The 19,912-nt window shown below is 41.8% G+C and carries 14 protein-coding genes; all 14 read left to right on the top strand.

The window, feature by feature from the left end:
- Positions 1 to 15 precede the first annotated feature (15 nt).
- The 14 genes from NKR21_RS08770 (at position 16) to NKR21_RS08835 (ending at position 19,901) form a co-directional block, all read left to right on the top strand.
- A complete protein-coding gene (locus NKR21_RS08770) occupies positions 16 to 555 on the top strand; it encodes a hypothetical protein (protein ID WP_012009977.1) in 540 nt (179 codons plus the stop codon).
- A gap of 155 nt (positions 556 to 710) precedes the next feature.
- Positions 711 to 1,445: a 30S ribosomal protein S2 gene (rpsB, locus tag NKR21_RS08775; protein WP_003212093.1), complete on the top strand. Its 735-nt coding sequence runs from the start codon at positions 711 to 713 to the stop codon at positions 1,443 to 1,445.
- A 92-nt stretch (positions 1,446 to 1,537) separates the two neighbouring features.
- Positions 1,538 to 2,419, top strand: a complete 882-nt coding sequence (tsf, locus tag NKR21_RS08780; protein WP_012009978.1) for a translation elongation factor Ts — start codon at positions 1,538 to 1,540, stop codon at positions 2,417 to 2,419.
- Positions 2,420 to 2,553: 134 nt separating this feature from the next.
- A complete protein-coding gene (gene pyrH, locus NKR21_RS08785; protein WP_003210919.1) occupies positions 2,554 to 3,276 on the top strand; it encodes a UMP kinase in 723 nt (240 codons plus the stop codon).
- Position 3,277: 1 nt separating this feature from the next.
- Positions 3,278 to 3,835 carry a ribosome recycling factor gene (gene frr / locus NKR21_RS08790; RefSeq protein WP_012009980.1) on the top strand — a complete coding sequence of 186 codons (558 nt, stop codon included), beginning with the start codon at positions 3,278 to 3,280 and terminating at the stop codon, positions 3,833 to 3,835.
- Between the two features lie 129 nt (positions 3,836 to 3,964).
- Positions 3,965 to 4,747 (top strand): undecaprenyl pyrophosphate synthase, encoded by a 783-nt coding sequence (locus tag NKR21_RS08795; protein ID WP_012009981.1) that lies wholly within the window; start codon positions 3,965 to 3,967, stop codon positions 4,745 to 4,747.
- A gap of 12 nt (positions 4,748 to 4,759) precedes the next feature.
- Positions 4,760 to 5,554, top strand: a complete 795-nt coding sequence (locus NKR21_RS08800; protein WP_041815514.1) for a phosphatidate cytidylyltransferase — start codon at positions 4,760 to 4,762, stop codon at positions 5,552 to 5,554.
- Between the two features lie 38 nt (positions 5,555 to 5,592).
- Positions 5,593 to 6,744, top strand: coding sequence for a 1-deoxy-D-xylulose-5-phosphate reductoisomerase (dxr, locus tag NKR21_RS08805; protein ID WP_012009983.1), 1,152 nt, complete (start codon positions 5,593 to 5,595; stop codon positions 6,742 to 6,744).
- Between the two features lie 6 nt (positions 6,745 to 6,750).
- Positions 6,751 to 8,016 carry an RIP metalloprotease RseP gene (gene rseP / locus NKR21_RS08810; RefSeq protein WP_012009984.1) on the top strand — a complete coding sequence of 422 codons (1,266 nt, stop codon included), beginning with the start codon at positions 6,751 to 6,753 and terminating at the stop codon, positions 8,014 to 8,016.
- Between the two features lie 79 nt (positions 8,017 to 8,095).
- Positions 8,096 to 9,793 (top strand): proline--tRNA ligase, encoded by a 1,698-nt coding sequence (locus NKR21_RS08815; protein ID WP_012009985.1) that lies wholly within the window; start codon positions 8,096 to 8,098, stop codon positions 9,791 to 9,793.
- 135 nt (positions 9,794 to 9,928) lie between these two features.
- Positions 9,929 to 14,182 (top strand): PolC-type DNA polymerase III, encoded by a 4,254-nt coding sequence (locus NKR21_RS08820; protein WP_251183697.1) that lies wholly within the window; start codon positions 9,929 to 9,931, stop codon positions 14,180 to 14,182.
- A 418-nt stretch (positions 14,183 to 14,600) separates the two neighbouring features.
- Entirely contained in the window at positions 14,601 to 16,451 is a 1,851-nt protein-coding gene (locus NKR21_RS08825; RefSeq protein ID WP_144456024.1) for a glycoside hydrolase family 9 protein, read from the top strand.
- A 30-nt stretch (positions 16,452 to 16,481) separates the two neighbouring features.
- Positions 16,482 to 18,587 (top strand): glycoside hydrolase family 48 protein, encoded by a 2,106-nt coding sequence (locus NKR21_RS08830; protein WP_012009988.1) that lies wholly within the window; start codon positions 16,482 to 16,484, stop codon positions 18,585 to 18,587.
- Between the two features lie 84 nt (positions 18,588 to 18,671).
- A complete protein-coding gene (locus NKR21_RS08835; RefSeq protein WP_012009989.1) occupies positions 18,672 to 19,901 on the top strand; it encodes an endo-1,4-beta-xylanase in 1,230 nt (409 codons plus the stop codon).
- Positions 19,902 to 19,912 lie beyond the last annotated feature (11 nt).

Consider the following 19,912-nt stretch of genomic DNA (forward strand, 5'->3'; position numbering starts at 1 on the left):
AGTGAGTGAAAAAATATGTTATGGCTGATTAGCTTCATGCTTCATGCTGCACTTATTTATTTTGTGATCATTTTATATACGAGAATGAATTCGCTGAAGGCAACTGAACAAAAGCAGCGAGAACTTCTAGAAGAAACGGAAAATACCCTGGCTGCATTTTTGATGGAAGTCAAAGAAGAGAATGACAAACTATCAAAAGTGGCAGCCGCTTCCCCTGATTTTTCTGCTGAAGAGCTGAAATCGGATTTTCAGACACCAAAGCAGCCACAAACACCAATTGAATCCCAGCAATCGGTAGAAAGTGAAGATCCAGTACCAGAGCACTTGTCAGCTCTCCTTAGCGAAGTTGAAGTGCAGGAAGAGAAGGTAAACGAACCCGTTCCACATCTTGAATCAGAAGCTTCTGTGCCTTCTGAAAGTGAAATAGAAGAAACATTCGAGGATCAGGTGAAGACCTTATATGACAAAGGGCATTCGCTAGAAGAAATAGCGAAAGAACTGAAAACGGGCAAGACAGAAATCGAGCTTTTATTAAAATTTAGCGGAAAGCTGTAAAGGATTCTTGATTGTCAGTCCATCATGTGTTATATTATTTCTTGGTGTTAAATACACACGCTTAATGATTCGTATGAAGGTGCTGCCGTGGCGCAGTTTTATGTGAACATGACTTGAGCGGAGGAAAAAAAACCATTATATTAGGAGGCAACAACATGTCAGTTATTTCTATGAAACAATTGCTAGAAGCTGGTGTTCACTTCGGTCACCAAACACGCCGTTGGAACCCAAAAATGAAGCGTTACATCTTTACAGAGCGTAACGGTATCTACATCATCGATCTTCAAAAAACGGTGAAAAAAGTAGAGGAAGCTTACAACTTCACGAAAAACCTTGCTGCTGACGGAGGAAAAATCCTTTTCGTTGGTACGAAAAAGCAAGCACAAGATTCAGTGAAAGAAGAAGCAATCCGTTCTGGTATGTTCTATGTGAACCAACGCTGGCTTGGTGGAACGTTAACAAACTTTGAAACAATCCAAAAACGTATCAAACGTTTAAAAGATATTGAAAAAATGCAAGAAAACGGTACATTCGATGTTCTTCCTAAGAAAGAAGTCGTTCAACTGAAAAAAGAATTAGAACGTCTTGAAAAATTTCTAGGCGGAATCAAAGACATGAAAGGTCTTCCGGATGCACTTTTCATTATCGACCCTCGTAAAGAGCGTATTGCAGTTGCAGAAGCTCGTAAATTGAATATCCCAATCATCGGTATCGTTGACACAAACTGTGATCCAGACGAAATTGATGTTGTGATCCCTGCAAACGATGATGCAATCCGTGCTGTAAAACTTCTAACTGCTAAAATGGCAGATGCGATTCTTGAGTCTAAACAAGGCGAAGAAGAAGCTGTTGTAGAAGAAACGACAGAAACTGAAACAACAACTGCGTAACCTATTCAAAAGGTGATAAGAGGGAAATGCCTTTTATCACCTTTTTTTCACCTAGTAATCCGTGTTTTAACATAAGAAGGAGGAAATGTAAAATGGCTATTACTGCTCAATTAGTTAAAGAACTGCGTCAAAAAACTGGTGCAGGTATGATGGACTGTAAAAAAGCGTTAACAGAAACTGATGGTGACATCGACAAAGCAATCGATCTTCTAAGAGAAAAAGGAATTGCAAAAGCTGCGAAAAAAGCAGACCGTATTGCTGCAGAAGGATTAACTCTTATCAAAACTGATGGCAACACAGGCGTGATCCTAGAAGTGAACTCTGAGACTGATTTCGTTGCGAAAAACGAAGGATTCCAATCACTTCTTAACGAACTTGCTGATCATTTGCTAGCTGCTAAACCTGCAACAATTGAAGAAGCTCATGCTTCTAAAATGGAAAACGGTTCAACAGTTGAAGAGCATATTACATCTGCAATTGCGAAAATCGGAGAGAAAATCACTCTACGTCGTTTCTCTGTTATCACAAAAGAAGATAACGCAGCATTCGGTTCTTACTTACACATGGGCGGACGCATCGGTGTGTTAGCTGTTCTTAACGGAACAACTGACGAAGAGCTTGCAAGAGACATCGCAATGCACGTTGCTGCTGTAAACCCTAAATACATTTCTCGTGACCAAGTGTCAGAAGAAGAAGCAAACCGTGAGCGCGAAGTATTAACACAGCAAGCGCTACAAGAAGGAAAACCTGAAAACATCGTAGCTAAAATGGTAGAAGGCCGTCTAAACAAATTCTTCGAAGAAATTTGCTTACTTGACCAAGCTTTCGTTAAAAACCCAGATGAAAAAGTGAAACAAGTAGTAGCTGCGAAAAACGCAAGCATTCAAACTTATGTTCGCTATGAAGTGGGCGAAGGTATCGAGAAGCGTCAAGACAACTTTGCTGAAGAAGTTATGAGCCAAGTGAAAAAATAATGTTTGAAAAGCTCTCTGGGGCTTTTTTAGGGAGCACAAGCACTGTGTTCCCTATTTTTTAGAGGATATTGATTTACAAAAGGCAGTTTCTTACGCATAATAAGAGACGGTATAGTTTACACTTGGAGGTTATCATGAGCAAACCGAAATATAATCGCATTGTACTGAAGCTAAGTGGCGAAGCACTAGCAGGTGATGCTGGAAATGGAATTAACCCAACTGTCATTCATTCAATTGCAAAGCAAGTAAAAGAAATTGCAGAGCTTGATGTTGAGGTTGCAGTTGTTGTAGGCGGAGGAAACCTTTGGCGCGGTAAGACAGGCAGTGACTTAGGAATGGACCGTGCGACAGCAGACTACATGGGCATGCTAGCAACAGTGATGAATTCGCTCGCGCTACAGGACAGCCTAGAAACGCTTGGCATTCAGTCTAGGGTACAAACCTCTATCGAAATGAGACAGGTTGCAGAACCATACATAAGAAGAAAAGCGATCCGTCATCTTGAGAAGAAACGTGTCGTGATTTTTGCTGCAGGTACTGGTAACCCTTATTTCTCTACAGATACAACGGCAGCACTTCGTGCAGCAGAAATTGAAGCAGATGTCATTTTAATGGCGAAAAATAATGTAGACGGTGTCTACAGTGCTGATCCTCGTACAGATGCGGATGCAGTAAAATATGACAAGCTTTCATATCTTGATGTGCTAAAAGAAGGGCTTGCAGTAATGGATTCTACTGCGTCCTCATTATGTATGGACAATGACATTCCATTAATCGTATTCTCTATTATGGAAGAAGGAAATATTAAACGTGCCGTAAATGGCGAATCAATTGGAACGATTGTGAGGGGGAAATAACGTGTCAAAAGAAGTATTGAACCAAACGAAAGAAAAAATGGAAAAAGCCGTTCAAGCATACGGACGAGAACTTGCAACTGTTCGTGCGGGCAGAGCAAATGCTTCATTGCTTGATAAAGTGACGGTTGATTATTATGGTGCACAAACACCACTAAACCAAATCGCGTCAATCACAGTGCCAGAAGCACGTATGCTAATTATCACACCTTATGATAAAACAGCTATCGGTGATATCGAAAAATCAATCCAAAAGTCTGATCTTGGTATCACGCCAACAAGTGACGGAAATGTGATCCGTATTGCAATTCCTGCACTAACAGAAGAAAGACGTAAAGAGCTTGTGAAGGTTGTAAGAAAATATTCAGAAGAAGCAAAAGTAGCTGTTCGTAATGTTCGTCGTGATGCAAACGATGAGTTGAAAAAGCTCGAGAAAAATGGTGAGATCACTGAAGATGAATTAAGATCATCAACAGAGGATGTTCAAAAATTGACAGATGAATATGTCGCTAAAATTGATGACGTGATGAAAGATAAAGAAAAAGAAATCATGGAAGTTTAAGAAAAAACTATGTACAATAGATAATAGTGAAAAGACCCTCTTCATGTTTACAGGGGGTTTTTTTGTTAATACTGTTGGTGACTATATTATTAGCGGAAACGCAACCTTTTTGGGTGATGGAGGAATCTCATGCTCAATATACTCAAAAATTGGAAGAATCAGCAAACTGCAGCTTCCAACTTAGAAAGTCTGACAAAAGAAGACATATTAAATGGAGAAATTCCTGAACATATCGCCATTATCATGGATGGGAACGGAAGATGGGCGAAAAAACGTGCTCTTCCACGGGTAGCAGGACATCATGAAGGAATGAAAGTCGTCAAGCGCATGACAAAGCTTGCAAATGAGCTGAATGTCAAAGTGCTGACTTTGTATGCTTTTTCAACGGAAAATTGGAAACGTCCAAAACTAGAAGTAGACTTTTTAATGAAACTTCCTGAAGAATTTTTGAACATCTACCTGCCCGAGCTCATCGAGGAAAATGTTCGTGTGCGCTTAACAGGTGATCCAGACGGCCTCCCGCAGCATACGAAAAGAGCGGTAGAGAACGCAGTAAAGAGTACGACGAATAACGACGGACTCGTTTTGAATTTTGCGCTCAACTATGGAGGGCGCACAGAAATCGTCTCCGCATGCAGGCAAATTTCTGAAAAAGTCAAAGAAGGTAAGCTTCAAGCAGAAGACATCACAGAAGAGATGTTTTCAGCTTATTTAATGACAGAATCTCTTCAAGATCCGGATTTGCTTATTCGCACAAGTGGAGAAATTAGATTAAGCAACTTTATGCTTTGGCAAATTGCGTACAGCGAATTTGTCTTTACGGATGTGCTATGGCCTGACTTTTCTGATGAGCATCTTATAGGCGCTATCGGAGAATACCAGCGCCGAGGCCGGAGGTTCGGTGGAATTTAGAGGGTGGTGCAGATGAAACAAAGAATTTTGACGGGTGTGTTGGCAGCTGCAGTCTTTTTACTTGCAGTTATATATGGACAGATGCCATTTACCCTGCTGATTTACTTAATGGGAAGCGTCGCTCTCTTTGAGCTTCTAAGAATGAAAAAGATATCGATTTTCAGTATTCCCGGTATTGTCAGCTTAATATTGCTTTGGCTTTTAATGGGCGGAGAGAACAGCTTCTTCCCGAACGTAGACGCATCAAAAATGCAGATTGCTTTATTCGCAGTCTTAATTCTTTTAACTTATACAGTGTTGAGCAAAAACTCTTTCACATTCGATGAGGTTGCTTTTGTGATCTTAGCGACATTATATATTGGCGTCAGTTTCTATTATTTTATCCAAATTAGAGGCTTATATGGCATGAGTGCGATCTTCTTCGCAGCAGTGATTATTTGGTCCACTGACTCAGGTGCCTATTTCATTGGGAAATCGATGGGGAAACGAAAGCTCTGGCCAGAGATTAGCCCAAACAAAACAGTAGAAGGATTTATCGGTGGAATCGTCACAGCGGTCGTGTTGTCATTTGTGTTTCAGGCGGTTACAGGATTTTTGCCATCATATCTGCTTGTTATGTTTATTACGCTTTTGCTCAGTATCTTTGGGCAGCTTGGCGACCTTGTGGAATCTGCTTTAAAACGTCATTACGACGTGAAAGATTCAGGGACAATCCTCCCTGGACATGGCGGTATTTTGGACAGGTTTGATAGCTTTTTATTCGTTCTGCCGTTTTTATATTTACTGCTCGCAACGTTTGCCAGCTAACCTCATAGAAACTATTGAACGAGAGAAGGAGTGGCAATTTGAGATATATTTCGCTATTAGGCGCAACAGGATCAATTGGAGAACAAACATTAGATGTGATTAGGCAGCACCCAGACAAATTTAAGCTGAAAGCCATGACGTTTGGCCGGAATGTAGACAAGGCCATACCAATTATTGAACAGTTTCAGCCTGAATTTGTCGGATGCTTAAGTGAAGAGGCCTATCACACGCTAAAAGGTCATTCATTTGAATACGATGTCAAAATGGCTGCTGGTGATGAAGCCAACATCGAAGCAGCAATTTATGATGCAGTGGACGTTGTGGTCAATGCCCTTGTCGGAAGTGTCGGGCTTGTTCCAACATTAAAGGCCATTGAACAAAAAAAGACAATTGCACTTGCAAATAAGGAAACACTGGTGACAGCTGGTCATATAGTAAAAGAGTACGCGAAAACATATGATGTACCTTTACTTCCTGTCGATAGTGAGCATTCCGCTATTTTTCAATGCCTGCAAGGTGAACAAGCTAAAAACATTGAACGCTTAATCGTGACAGCTTCAGGTGGTAGTTTCCGAGATAAAAAACGAACTGAACTTGAAGGTGTTACGGTTGAAGAAGCACTGAACCACCCAAACTGGTCAATGGGAGCGAAAATTACCATTGATTCAGCGACGATGATGAATAAAGGGCTCGAGGTCATTGAGGCGCATTGGTTGTTTGATATACCATATGAACAAATTGATGTGCTGTTACATAAAGAGAGCATTATCCATTCGATGGTGGAATTTCACGACAAAAGCGTCATGGCTCAGTTAGGGACACCTGACATGAGAGTGCCCATTCAATATGCACTCACATACCCTGACAGGGCGCCATTACCAGAAGCGAAATCATTGAACCTTTGGGAGATTGGACAATTGAATTTCCAAAAAGCGGATTTTGACAGGTATCGTTGCTTACATTTTGCTTATGAATCAGGTAAAATAGGAGGGACAATGCCTGCTGTGCTCAATGCAGCAAATGAAATGGCAGTCGATGCCTTTCTGAAAGGCAAAGTAACGTTCCTGCAAATTGAAGAATTGATTGAAAAGGCACTGAACAGACATCATGTGATTTCAACGCCTAGTTTGCAAGATATCCATGAAGTGGACAAAGAGACACGAGACTTTGTTCAATCAATCCTCACATAAGGTGGTATGTTCGTGAATACAGTGATTGCGTTTATTATTATTTTTGGAACGCTCGTTTTTTTCCACGAGCTTGGCCATTTAATTATGGCGCAGCGAGCGGGGATTTTATGCCGTGAGTTCGCAATTGGTTTTGGGCCGAAGATTTTCTCCTTTAAACGAAAGGAAACCGTTTATACCATTAGACTGCTCCCTATTGGCGGATTTGTTAAAATGGCGGGAGAGGACCCTGAAGTCATTGAAATTAAACCAGGTCATACAGTGGGGCTCTTATTCAATGAGCAAAATGAAGTAGAAAAAATCATTTTAAATGATAAAGAAAAATATCCTGATGCACTTGTCATCGAAGTGGAGCAGATTGATTTAGATCACGCCATGAGAATCTCAGGATATGAAGCTGGAAATGAAGATATTTTGACTGGTTACAATGTCAGTCAAACAAGTTTTTATATTGCAGATGGTGAAGAAATTCAAATCGCACCATACAATCGTCAATTTGGATCAAAAACGGTATGGCAGCGTATTAAAGCGATCGCAGCTGGACCGATTATGAACTTTATCTTGGCGTATGTGATTTTAGTTGCTTTAGGATTTATTCAAGGGGTCACCGTTGATGATCCTGTACTCGGTAAGCTGACGAAAGACGGCCGAGCGGCAGAAGCTGGACTCATGCAGGGAGACCACATCGTGTCCATTAACGGGGATAAAATGGATTCTTGGACAGATGTCGTTCAAACCGTTCAAAAGAACCCTGAGAAAAAAATGAATGTCGTCATTGACCGAGACGGCAAAGAAAGCACTGTACAGGTTGTACCAGAAGCTGTGAAAGCAGACGGGAAAAACATTGGCCGTTTCGGATCTTATCCGCCAACGGAAAATGGATTTCTGAAGGTTATTTCATCCTCAGGAACAACTGTGATTTCAACAGCAGGTTTGATTTTAACGAACTTGCAAAAGATTGTCACAGGGCAATTTTCATTAGATATGTTAGCAGGTCCTGTTGGGATCTATGACATGACAGGAGAAGTAGCTAAGCAAGGTGTGTTAACATTAATGCAGTTTGCGGCGTTCCTTAGTATCAACTTAGGTATCGTGAATTTATTGCCGATTCCTGCACTAGACGGAGGACGTTTACTCTTCTTGTTTGTTGAAGCCATTCGCGGTAAACCAATTAATCGTGAGAAAGAAGCACTTGTTGTCTTTATCGGTGTTGCATTCCTCATGCTGTTAATGCTAGTGGTTACGTGGAATGACATCCAGCGATTATTTTTATAAAACCAATGTCTCTTGTTTCTCATTACGGGAAACAAGAGTTTTTGTGAGAAGTCCTATTTCATAAATGAGGTGTAACGACATGAGACAATCCCTGACTTTCATACCAACTCTTCGAGAGGTGCCAGCAGATGCTGAGGCAAAAAGTCACCAGCTCTTAGTAAGAGCTGGGTTCATAAGACAAAATACAAGCGGAATCTATCATTATCTGCCGCTTGCTCATAAAGTCATTCAGCATATTCAATCCATCGTTCGCAAGGAGATGGAAAAGGCAGGAGCAGCTGAGCTGTTAATGCCAGTGCTGCAACAGGCAGAAATGTGGCAAGAGTCAGGAAGATGGTATACATACGGTCCAGAATTGATGCGTATGAAAGATCGTCATGGCCGCGAGTTCGCACTTGGCCCAACGCACGAAGAAGTGATTACATCACTCGTACGTAGCGAAGTGAAATCGTATAAGAAGCTTCCTTTAACTCTTTATCAAATTCAATCAAAATTCCGCGACGAACAGAGACCACGTTTTGGACTGCTGCGTGGACGTGAATTTATTATGAAGGATGCGTACTCATTCCATTCTTCACCAGAAAGCCTTGATGACACATATAACAAGATGTTTACAGCTTACTCCAATGTATTCTCAAAAGTAGGTCTTAATTTTAGACCAGTCATTGCAGATTCTGGTGCAATGGGAGGAAAAGATACACATGAGTTTATGGCACTGTCAGAAGTAGGAGAAGATACAATCGCATACTCTGATACATCTTCCTATGCTGCGAATATTGAAATGGCTGAAGCTGTCTATCAAGGAGAAGAAGCAAATCCTGCGGACTTCAAAGAACTTGAAAAAGTTCATACACCGCAAGTAAAAACGATTCAAGACATCGCTGGATTTTTAGATGTTGATCCTTCTCTTTGTATCAAGTCTGTTTTGTTTAAAGCAGATGATGCGTATGTCCTCATCCTGACGAGAGGCGACCATGAAGTAAATGATGTGAAAGTGAAAAACTTAGTAGGAGCACAGCTTGTAGAGCTGGCTACTCGCGAAGAAGTACTAGAAGTCATTGGAACAGAGCCTGGATTTGTTGGCCCAGTAAAGCTGGAAGCAGAAGTCGATATTTATGCAGATCTTACAGTTAAAGGCATGACAAATGCTGTCGCAGGTGCAAACGAAGCGGATTATCACTATGTCAATGTTAATCCTGCGCGTGATGTGTCAGTGAAAGAATTCACAGACCTTCGTTTCATTCAAGAAGGAGACGTTTCTCCAGATGGAGAAGGCACAATCCAGTTTGCCAAGGGGATTGAAGTAGGACAAGTCTTTAAACTAGGCACTCGTTATTCTGAGTCAATGGATGCGACGTACCTGGATGAGAATGGCCGGGCGCAGCCAATGATTATGGGTTGCTATGGTATCGGTATCTCTAGAACGCTTTCAGCGATTGTAGAGCAGCATCACGATGAGAAAGGAATCATTTGGCCAGAAGCTGTTGCGCCATATGACCTTCACCTCCTTGCATTAAATATGAAAAACGATGCTCAAAAAGAGCTTGCTGAAACGTTGTACGAGCGTTTAGAAAATGAGGGTTTTGACGTACTATTCGATGACCGACAGGAGCGTGCAGGCGTGAAATTTGCAGACAGTGATTTAATTGGGCTGCCAATTCGCATTAGCTGCGGAAAACGTTCAGAAGAAGGCATCGTTGAAGTGAAGTTTAGAAAATCAGGTGAATCACATGAAGTATCTGTTGATGAGCTGATTTCATTTATACGCCAAGCGTAAAAAACGAACAAAAAAATGAAGGTACCTCCTATAGAAAAGAGGTACCTTTCTGATTGACAAAAGGAGGGTCCTGTCTTGGATGAACAATTACCGATCACACGGCGGCAATTTCATATATTACTCAATCAGATTCAAATGACAGATGATGACCTCAGTCGTTACTTTGAAGAAGGAGAAATCGTCAAATTGACGGTGCATAAGTTGGCGAAAACGTGGCATTTCCTTTTTAAATTTAAGGCGCTTCTGCCTTACAAAGTATATGCAATGTTTCTCAGCAGGCTGACAAATGCATTTTCTCATATTGCACAAGTTACTTGTACGATTGAAGTCAATGATCCGAGCATCTCGGAAGAGCTCGTTCAATCGTATTGGTCACATTGTGTGGAAGAGCTTCAAGGAATTTCTCCTCCAATTATCAGCTTGCTTCAGCAGCAAAAACCATCGCTGTCTGGACATAAAATCATCATCAAAACGAAAAGCGAAACAGAAGCTTTGGCCATCAAGAAGAAGTACAGTCCAATGCTACAGGCTGCTTTTAAACAAGTAGGCTTTCCAGAATTGCAATTTGATACAGAAATTTTTGTATCAGATCAAGAGATTCAGAAGTTTAGAGAACAAAAGCTTGCTGAAGATCAAGAAAGAGCAATGCAAGCCCTCACTGAGATGGAGAAGAAGGAAAGTGAGGAGCAGGAGGAAGGTCCGTCTGGCCCTCTCATGATTGGCTATCAAATTAAAGACAATGAAGAAATTCGTACGCTTGATAGTATTATGGACGAGGAAAGAAGAATTACCGTCCAGGGCTACGTATTCGATGCAGAAACACGTGAGCTGAAAAGCGGCAGAACGCTTTGTATCTTTAAAATTACTGATTATACAAACAGTATTTTAATCAAGATGTTTGCAAGAGAAAAAGAAGATGCCCAGCTGATGAAATCATTGAAAAAAGGCATGTGGGTCAAAGCAAGAGGAAGCATTCAAAACGATACGTTTGTGAGAGACCTTGTCATGATTGCCAATGACGTCAATGAAATGAAACCTCAGTTGAAAGAGGATACGGCACCTGAGGGTGAAAAGCGTGTCGAGCTTCATTTGCATTCCCCAATGAGCCAAATGGATGCTGTTACTGGCATCGGCAGGCTGGTGGAACAAGCAAAAAAATGGGGACATGAAGCAATTGCCCTGACGGATCATGCGGTTGTACAATCCTTCCCAGATGCGTATGCAGCAAGTAGAAAGCATGACATCAAAATGATGTATGGTGTGGAAATCAACTTGGTTGACGACGGAGTCCCTATTGCCTATAATCCAGAGCACCGTTTGTTAGAGGATGCAACGTATGTCGTATTTGACGTCGAGACAACTGGACTTTCAGCTGTGTATGACACGATCATTGAGCTGGCAGCAGTAAAAATAAAAGGCGGAGAAATCATTGACCGTTTTGAGGCTTTTGCAAATCCTCATCACCCATTATCAGCGACAACGATCGAATTAACAGGTATCACGGATGATATGGTCAGAGATGCGCCAGATGTCGTCGATGTCGTACGGGATTTCAAAGAATGGATTGGACAAGATATCCTTGTTGCGCACAATGCAAGCTTTGATATGGGCTTTTTAAATACAGCGTACAAACGCCTGTTAAAAACAGATAAAGCGTCAAACCCGGTGATTGATACACTTGAACTTGGCCGATTCCTATACCCAGAATTTAAGAATCACCGGCTGAACACACTTTGTAAAAAGTTCGATATAGAACTGACGCAGCATCACCGCGCCATTTACGATGCAGAGGCGACAGGCTACCTCATGCTAAAAATGTTAAAAGATGCGGCTGAAAAAGATATTGCTTATCACGATCAATTAAATGAAAACATGGGTCAGTCTAATGCGTACCAGCGCTCACGTCCTTACCATGCCATTCTGATCGCACAAAATGAGACGGGACTGAAAAATTTATTCAAGCTTGTTTCTCTTTCTCATATTCATTATTTCTACCGAGTGCCGCGCATTCCGCGCTCACAGCTTGAGAAATATCGAGAAGGTTTAATTATCGGGTCTGCCTGTGATAAGGGTGAAGTGTTTGAAGGAATGATGCAAAAATCACCTGATGAGGTAGAAGACATTGCCGCATTTTACGACTATTTAGAAGTTCATCCGCCAGAAGTGTATCAGCATCTGCTGCAGCTGGAGCTTGTTCGAGATGAACGTGCGTTAAAAGAAATCATCACAAACATTGTGAAGCTTGGTGAAAAGCTGAATAAACCAGTCGTGGCAACAGGGAATGTGCATTATCTGCATCCAGAAGACAAAATTTATCGTAAAATCTTAATTTCATCGCAAGGTGGAGCGAATCCGCTGAATCGTCATGAACTGCCAAAAGTTCATTTTAGAACGACAGATGAAATGCTTGAAGCATTCTCCTTTCTAGGAGAGGAAAAAGCGAAAGAGATCGTCGTGACGAATACGAAAAAAGTTTCTGAGATGGTCGAAAGCATTAAACCAATCAAAGATGATCTGTACACACCAAAAATTGAAGGTGCAGATGAAGAAATACGGGAAATGAGTTATCAAATGGCGCGCAGCATCTACGGAGATGACTTGCCGAAAATCGTAGAAGACCGTATTGAGAAAGAATTAAAAAGTATTATCGGTCATGGATTCGCCGTTATTTACTTAATTTCTCATAAGCTTGTAAAGAAATCACTTGATGACGGATATCTTGTTGGTTCAAGGGGATCTGTCGGCTCATCACTTGTTGCCACTTTAACAGAGATTACCGAAGTGAACCCGCTTGCGCCGCATTATGTATGTCCAAGCTGTAAGCATTCCGAATTCTTTAACGACGGATCTGTTGGTTCAGGCTTTGACCTTCCTGACAAAGACTGTTCGGAATGTGGCACGCCGTACAAAAAAGACGGACATGATATTCCGTTTGAAACGTTCTTAGGTTTTAAAGGAGACAAAGTCCCTGATATCGACTTGAACTTTTCAGGTGAATATCAGCCGATAGCTCATAATTATACAAAAGAGCTGTTTGGTGAAGAGTACGTATACCGAGCAGGTACGATTGGTACTGTTGCAGAAAAAACAGCATATGGTTACGTGAAAGGCTATGCTGGAGATCATAATCTTCATATGAGGGGCGCAGAAATCGACCGGCTTGTACAAGGCTGTACAGGGGTAAAACGGACAACGGGTCAGCATCCAGGCGGTATCATTGTAGTGCCGGATTATATGGACATTTACGATTTTTCACCTATTCAATTTCCAGCAGATGCGACAGGTTCTGATTGGAAAACGACGCATTTTGATTTCCACTCCATCCATGACAACTTGCTCAAACTTGATATACTAGGGCACGATGATCCTACGGTTATTCGTATGCTTCAGGATTTAAGCGGAATTGATCCAAAAACGATTCCAACAGATGATCCTGAAGTGATGAAGATTTTCCAAGGAACAGAGCCTCTTGGTGTAACAGAAGAGCAAATTGGTTGTAAAACAGGTACACTCGGTATTCCGGAGTTTGGGACAAGGTTTGTTCGGCAAATGCTTGAGGATACAAAACCAACAACCTTCTCAGAGCTCGTTCAGATCTCTGGATTATCACACGGGACGGATGTATGGCTCGGGAACGCGCAAGAGCTCATCCACAATAAAACGTGTGAACTAAGTGAAGTGATTGGGTGCCGTGACGATATTATGGTCTATCTCATCTATCAGGGTTTAGAGCCGTCACTTGCCTTTAAAATCATGGAGTCTGTTCGTAAAGGAAAAGGACTTCCTCCTGAATGGGAAGAAGAAATGAAGAATAATAATGTACCGAACTGGTATATTGATTCTTGTAAAAAGATCAAATACATGTTCCCTAAGGCCCACGCAGCTGCTTACGTATTAATGGCTGTACGTATTGCTTACTTTAAGGTGCATCATGCACTTTTATACTATGCGGCTTACTTTACCGTTCGTGCAGATGACTTTGATATTGAAACAATGACAAAAGGATCGAATGCGATTCGAGCAGTCATGGACGATATTAACTCAAAAGGTTTAGATGCATCACCGAAAGAAAAAAACCTATTAACTGTACTAGAGCTTGCTCTTGAAATGTGTGAAAGAGGCTACCATTTCAAAAAAGTGGACCTCTACCGATCAAGTGCAACAGAGTTTATCATTGATGGTGACGGATTGATTCCGCCGTTCAACTCAATCCCTGGACTCGGAACGAACGTTGCGTTAAATATTGTACGCGCACGTCAAGATGGGGAATTCCTTTCAAAAGAAGATTTACAAAAACGCGGAAAAGTGTCGAAAACGATCCTAGAATATTTAGATCGTCAAGGCTGCTTAGAAGCACTTCCTGATCAAAACCAGCTTTCTTTGTTTTAATACGATCAATGCAGAGCGCCCTTAATGTGGCGTTCTTTTTATATATACAATAATATTATTATGTTAACTAATAAAGAATTCCTACCAATTGGAATCTTTTTCTAATTCACTCATATATCTTGATTTAGCGTGATGTTTTAAGAGAAGAGATTGTATGTCATTCTTTCTACCCAAATAGAGCAAAAAAGAGAATTTCGCCGTCTGAAATGTTCTCATGTGACATATGATCATTCTGGGTACAGTCTCAGAAAGAATCAAGAGAAAAAACTTCGATGAGCGCAAAGCTGATTGCTGTTTTCTATGCTTTTTTTTGAAACATATTTGATTCTTTTCAAAGCTGTTCAAATCACGTTATGAATAAAAGGAGGTGGCTTGTCTATTCATGTTTGACTAAAAAGAAGGGGTGAGTCATACAGAAATGGCATCTTATAACTATGTAGAGGTTCTTCAGAAATCCTTGTTGTTTTATGAAGCGCAGCGGTCTGGAAAGCTACCTCAAAGCAACCGTCTCAACTGGCGGGGAGATTCTGGACTAGAGGATGGGAAGGATGTAGGTCATGACTTAACTGGCGGCTGGTATGACGCAGGTGATCATGTGAAATTTGGCCTTCCAATGGCGTACTCAGCGGCTGTGCTTGCTTGGACAGTATATGAATACCGAGAAGCCTATGAAGAGGCAGGACTGCTTGATGACATGTTAGGTCAAATCAAGTGGGCAACAGATTATTTTTTGAAAGCTCATACAGGTCCGAACGAGTTTTGGGCGCAGGTAGGTGATGGGAACGCTGATCATGCTTGGTGGGGACCGGCAGAAGTGATGCCGATGAGCCGGCCAGCTTTTAAAATTGATGAAAATTGTCCTGGAACAGAAGTAGCCGCACAAACTGCGGCAGCTTTAGCAGCGGGTTCTATCATTTTTAAAGAGACAGATGCCTCTTATGCAGCAAAGCTTCTGACGCACGCGAAACAGCTATATGCATTTGCTGACAGGTATCGTGGTGAGTATACAGATTGTGTCACAAACGCTCAGCCATTTTACAACTCATGGAGTGGCTATATTGATGAACTCATTTGGGGCGGAATCTGGCTGCATTTGGCAACAAATGAAGAAACCTATTTAAATCAAGCACTAAAAGCAGTAGAGGAATGGCCAAAAGATTGGGATTATACGTTTACCATGTCGTGGGACAATACTTTTTTTGCTTCGCAAATCTTACTCGCCAGGATCACGAAAGAGAATCGATTTATAGAATCGACAGAACGCAATCTCGATTACTGGACGACGGGTTTTGTACAAAATGGAAAAGTTGAAAGAATCACGTATACGCCTGGCGGTTTGGCATGGCTAGATCAATGGGGCTCACTTCGTTATACAGCAAATGCAGCATTTTTAGCCTTTGTTTACGCTGACTGGGTGTCAGATGAAGAAAAAAAGAATCGTTACCAAACGTTTGCGATCAACCAAACTCACTATATGCTTGGCGATAATCCACTAAAGAGAAGCTATGTCGTTGGGTTTGGCCAGAACCCGCCAAAGCACCCACACCACCGAACGGCACACGGCTCATGGTCTAACCAGCTGACAAATCCTTCGAATCATCGTCACACTCTTTATGGTGCGCTCGTTGGCGGACCTAATGCACAGGATCAATATGACGATGACATCTCTGATTATGTTTCAAACGAGGTGGCGACGGATTATAATGCTGCTTTTACTGGAAATATAGCTAAAATGGTGCAGCTGTTTGGAAAAGGGCAATCAAAGCTGCCCGATTTTCCGCCTAAAGAACAACCAGAAGATGAGTTTTTTGTAGAGGCAGCCGTGATGAATAACGATGCTACATCTACTCAAGTAAAGGCGGTTTTATACAACCGGTCCGGATGGCCGGCTAGACGTAGTCAAACGCTCTCCTTTAGATATTACGTCAATTTGAGTAAGGTCTTTGCAAAGGGATTGACTGAAAAAGATATTCAAGTGACAGCCGCCTACAATGAAGGCGCTTCCTTATCTCCGCTCAAGGTATATGACGCTTCAGCCCACGTGTATTATGCAGAAATTGATTTTACGGGCGTAGTGATTTTTCCTGGAGGAGAATCAGAGCATAAAAAGGAAATTCAATTTCGATTATCTGCGCCAAATGGATCGAATATATGGGATGCCTCAAATGATTATTCCTTTCAAGGCTTAACATCCAATATGCAAAAAACACCGAGAATACCTGTTTTTGATGATGGTTCTTTAGTATTTGGTACACTTCCAGACAAATAAAAATCAAGATTTATTGAAAGGGTGAAGGATTTGTCAAACAAAGAACGGTTTTTAACGCTTTATCATCAAATTAAAAGTGATGCGAATGGATATTTTTCACCAGAAGGAATTCCGTATCATTCAATTGAGACGCTTATTTGCGAAGCGCCTGATTATGGGCATATGACAACGTCAGAAGCATACAGTTATTGGCTATGGTTAGAGGTGTTGTACGGACATTACACAAGAGATTGGAGCAAATTAGAGGCAGCCTGGGACAATATGGAGAAATACATCATCCCGGTAAATGAAGATGGGAATGATGAACAGCCACATATGAGCGCCTACAACCCTTCTAGTCCAGCCACCTACGCATCAGAAAAACCATATCCAGATCAATATCCTAGTCAGCTGAGTGGGGCTCGTCCTGCTGGTCAAGATCCGATTGATGGTGAATTGAAATCAACCTATGGAACAAATGAAACGTATTTAATGCACTGGCTGCTTGATGTCGATAACTGGTATAAATATGGGAACTTGCTCAATCCATCACACAAAGCCGCATATGTGAACACGTTCCAGCGCGGGCAGCAGGAATCTGTTTGGGAGGCGATCCCGCATCCATCCCAAGATGATAAATCGTTTGGGAAGCCAAATGAAGGCTTTATGAGCTTGTTCACAAAAGAAAACCAAGTACCAGCTGCTCAGTGGCGCTATACGAATGCAACGGATGCTGATGCGCGTGCAATACAAGCGATCTATTGGGCAAAGGAACTCGGCTACAATAATTCAACCTATCTTGATAAAGCGAAAAAAATGGGTGATTTTCTCCGTTACGGTATGTACGATAAGTATTTTCAAACGATTGGAAGCGGTAAGCAAGGGAATCCGTACCCTGGAAACGGAAAGGGTGCCTGTCATTACTTAATGGCATGGTATACCTCTTGGGGCGGAGGACTTGGCGATTATGCAAACTGGTCATGGCGTATCGGAGCGAGCCATTGTCACCAAGGGTATCAAAACCCAGTCGCCGCTTATGCTTTGTCCTCAGATAAAGGTGGTTTAAAGCCATCTTCCGCTACCGGTGCAAGCGATTGGGAAAAAACATTAAAAAGGCAGCTTGAATTTTATGTATGGCTTCAATCAAAAGAGGGCGCGATAGCAGGTGGCGCAACCAATAGCTGGAATGGAGACTATAGTGCTTATCCGGCAGGAAGAAGTACTTTTTACGATATGGCATACGAGGATGCACCTGTTTACCATGATCCGCCTTCTAATAACTGGTTTGGGATGCAGGCATGGCCGATGGAACGTGTAGCAGAGCTTTATTATATTTTTGTGAAAGATGGAGACAAAACTTCTGAAAATGTCCAAATGGCTAAATCTTGCATCACAAAATGGGTGAACTATGCACTCGATTACATTTTTATCGGCAGCCGTCCTGTGTCAGATGAAGAGGGTTATTTCCTAGATGACCAAGGACGAAGAATTCTAGGGGGAACAAATGCTACTGTGGCTACAACGAGTGCACCAGGCGAGTTTTGGCTTCCTGGAAATATTGCTTGGAGCGGGCAGCCTGACACTTGGAATGGATTTCAGTCTGCAACAGGAAATCCAAACCTAACAGCTGTTACAAAAGATCCAACTCAGGATACAGGCGTACTAGGGAGTTTAGTCAAGGCTTTCACTTTCTTTGCTGCCGCTACTAAGCTAGAAACAGGGAATTATACAGCGCTTGGTGTCAGAGCGAAAGATGCTGCCGCACAGCTCCTTGAGGTTGCGTGGAATTACAATGATGGCGTGGGCATTGTAACAGAAGAAGAAAGAGAGGACTATGACCGCTTCTTTAAAAAAGAAGTGTATTTCCCAAATGGTTGGAACGGGACATTTGGTCAAGGGAATCAGATTCCTGGCTCAAGCACTATTCCTTCTGATCCGCAGCGAGGAGGAAATGGGGTCTATACGAGTTTTGCTGATCTTCGTCCGAACATTAAACAAGATCCAGCATGGTCTTCACTCGAGAGTAAATATCAGTCTTCATTTAATGAAGCAACAGGCAAATGGGAGAACGGGGCACCGGTTTTCACCTATCACCGTTTCTGGTCTCAAGTGGATATGGCCACTGCCTACGCAGAATATCATCGTCTGATCAACTAACAGATCAAATTTAAGCTGCCGGTTTCTTTGAGCCGGCAGTTTGTTTAAGAAATATAAATCCAGTGAAGAGAAGGGCGTGTTTACATGGTCAAAGAAAGAAGCTTTCTTCATCAATCATCAAAGAAGGGCGAAAATGCGCAGATCAATCTGAAGTGGAAAAAAGAGGCGGATGAACGAATCTTAGAGCATAGACAAAGAGATCTTGAAATAAACGTCACAAATCACGATAAAAAGCCAATAGCAGGAATAGAGGTTGAGTTGAAGCAAATCAGGCATGAATTTGCATTTGGTTCAGCGATGAATGACCAAGTGTTATTTAATCAACGATATGCTGATTTTTTTGTGAAGCATTTTAACTGGGCTGTTTTTGAAAATGAGGCAAAATGGTATGCGAATGAGCCGGAAAGAGGGAGAATCACCTACGAAAAAGCAGATGCGATGCTGAATTTTGCAGATAAACACCAACTTCCAGTAAGGGGGCACGCTTTATTTTGGGAGGTGGAGGATGCGAATCCAAGCTGGCTGAGGTCACTACCGAATCACGAAGTGTATGAAGCCATGAAAAAACGGCTTGAGCATGCGGGCAATCATTTTAAAGGAAGATTCCGTCATTGGGATGTAAACAATGAAATGATGCATGGTTCATTTTTTAAAGATCGATTTGGGAAAAGTATTTGGAAATGGATGTATGAAGAAACGAAAAAAATTGACCCTCAAGCACAATTGTTTGTAAATGATTATAATGTGATCTCATATGGTGAGCACCATGCTTATAAAGCGCATATTAATGAACTTCGTCAGTTAGGTGCACCTATCGAGGCCATTGGTGTTCAAGGCCATTTTGAAGAAAGGGTCGATCCAGCCGTTGTAAAAGAAAGGCTCGATGTACTTGCTGAGCTTGGGCTTCCTATATGGGTCACTGAGTACGACTCTGTTCATCCTGACGCTCATAGAAGAGCGGATAACCTAGAGGCTCTATATCGCGTCGCATTTAGTCATCCAGCCGTAAAAGGAGTACTAATGTGGGGATTTTGGGCAGGTGCCCATTGGAGAGGGGAGCATGCGGCCATCGTAAATTACGATTGGTCTTTAAATGAAGCAGGAAGACGTTACGAAAAGCTTCTAAATGAGTGGACGACACAAAGAGTTGAAAAAACAGATGCTAATGGCCATGTGACATGTCGAGCATTTCACGGGACATATGAGATTCGAATCGGTAAAGAAAATAAACTGTTGAAACAACAGACAATTGAACTTGATTCAAAAGAACAAACACCGCTTCGTCTCGATGTGATTGTATCTGAAGAAGGATAGATTGTGAGGAG

The sequence above is a fragment of the Bacillus sp. 1735sda2 genome (genome assembly GCF_024159245.1).
GTDB lineage: Bacteria > Bacillota > Bacilli > Bacillales > Bacillaceae > Bacillus > Bacillus pumilus_O.

Coding starts and splice junctions, on each gene's coding strand:
- NKR21_RS08835 (WP_012009989.1), top strand. CDS start 18,672: ATGGTCAAAGAAAGAAGCTTTCTTCATCAATCATCAAAGAAGGGCGAA.
- rseP (WP_012009984.1), top strand. CDS start 6,751: ATGTTCGTGAATACAGTGATTGCGTTTATTATTATTTTTGGAACGCTC.
- NKR21_RS08800 (WP_041815514.1), top strand. CDS start 4,760: ATGAAACAAAGAATTTTGACGGGTGTGTTGGCAGCTGCAGTCTTTTTA.
- NKR21_RS08825 (WP_144456024.1), top strand. CDS start 14,601: ATGGCATCTTATAACTATGTAGAGGTTCTTCAGAAATCCTTGTTGTTT.
- NKR21_RS08815 (WP_012009985.1), top strand. CDS start 8,096: ATGAGACAATCCCTGACTTTCATACCAACTCTTCGAGAGGTGCCAGCA.
- NKR21_RS08820 (WP_251183697.1), top strand. CDS start 9,929: ATGACAGATGATGACCTCAGTCGTTACTTTGAAGAAGGAGAAATCGTC.
- NKR21_RS08795 (WP_012009981.1), top strand. CDS start 3,965: ATGCTCAATATACTCAAAAATTGGAAGAATCAGCAAACTGCAGCTTCC.
- tsf (WP_012009978.1), top strand. CDS start 1,538: ATGGCTATTACTGCTCAATTAGTTAAAGAACTGCGTCAAAAAACTGGT.
- rpsB (WP_003212093.1), top strand. CDS start 711: ATGTCAGTTATTTCTATGAAACAATTGCTAGAAGCTGGTGTTCACTTC.
- NKR21_RS08770 (WP_012009977.1), top strand. CDS start 16: ATGTTATGGCTGATTAGCTTCATGCTTCATGCTGCACTTATTTATTTT.
- pyrH (WP_003210919.1), top strand. CDS start 2,554: ATGAGCAAACCGAAATATAATCGCATTGTACTGAAGCTAAGTGGCGAA.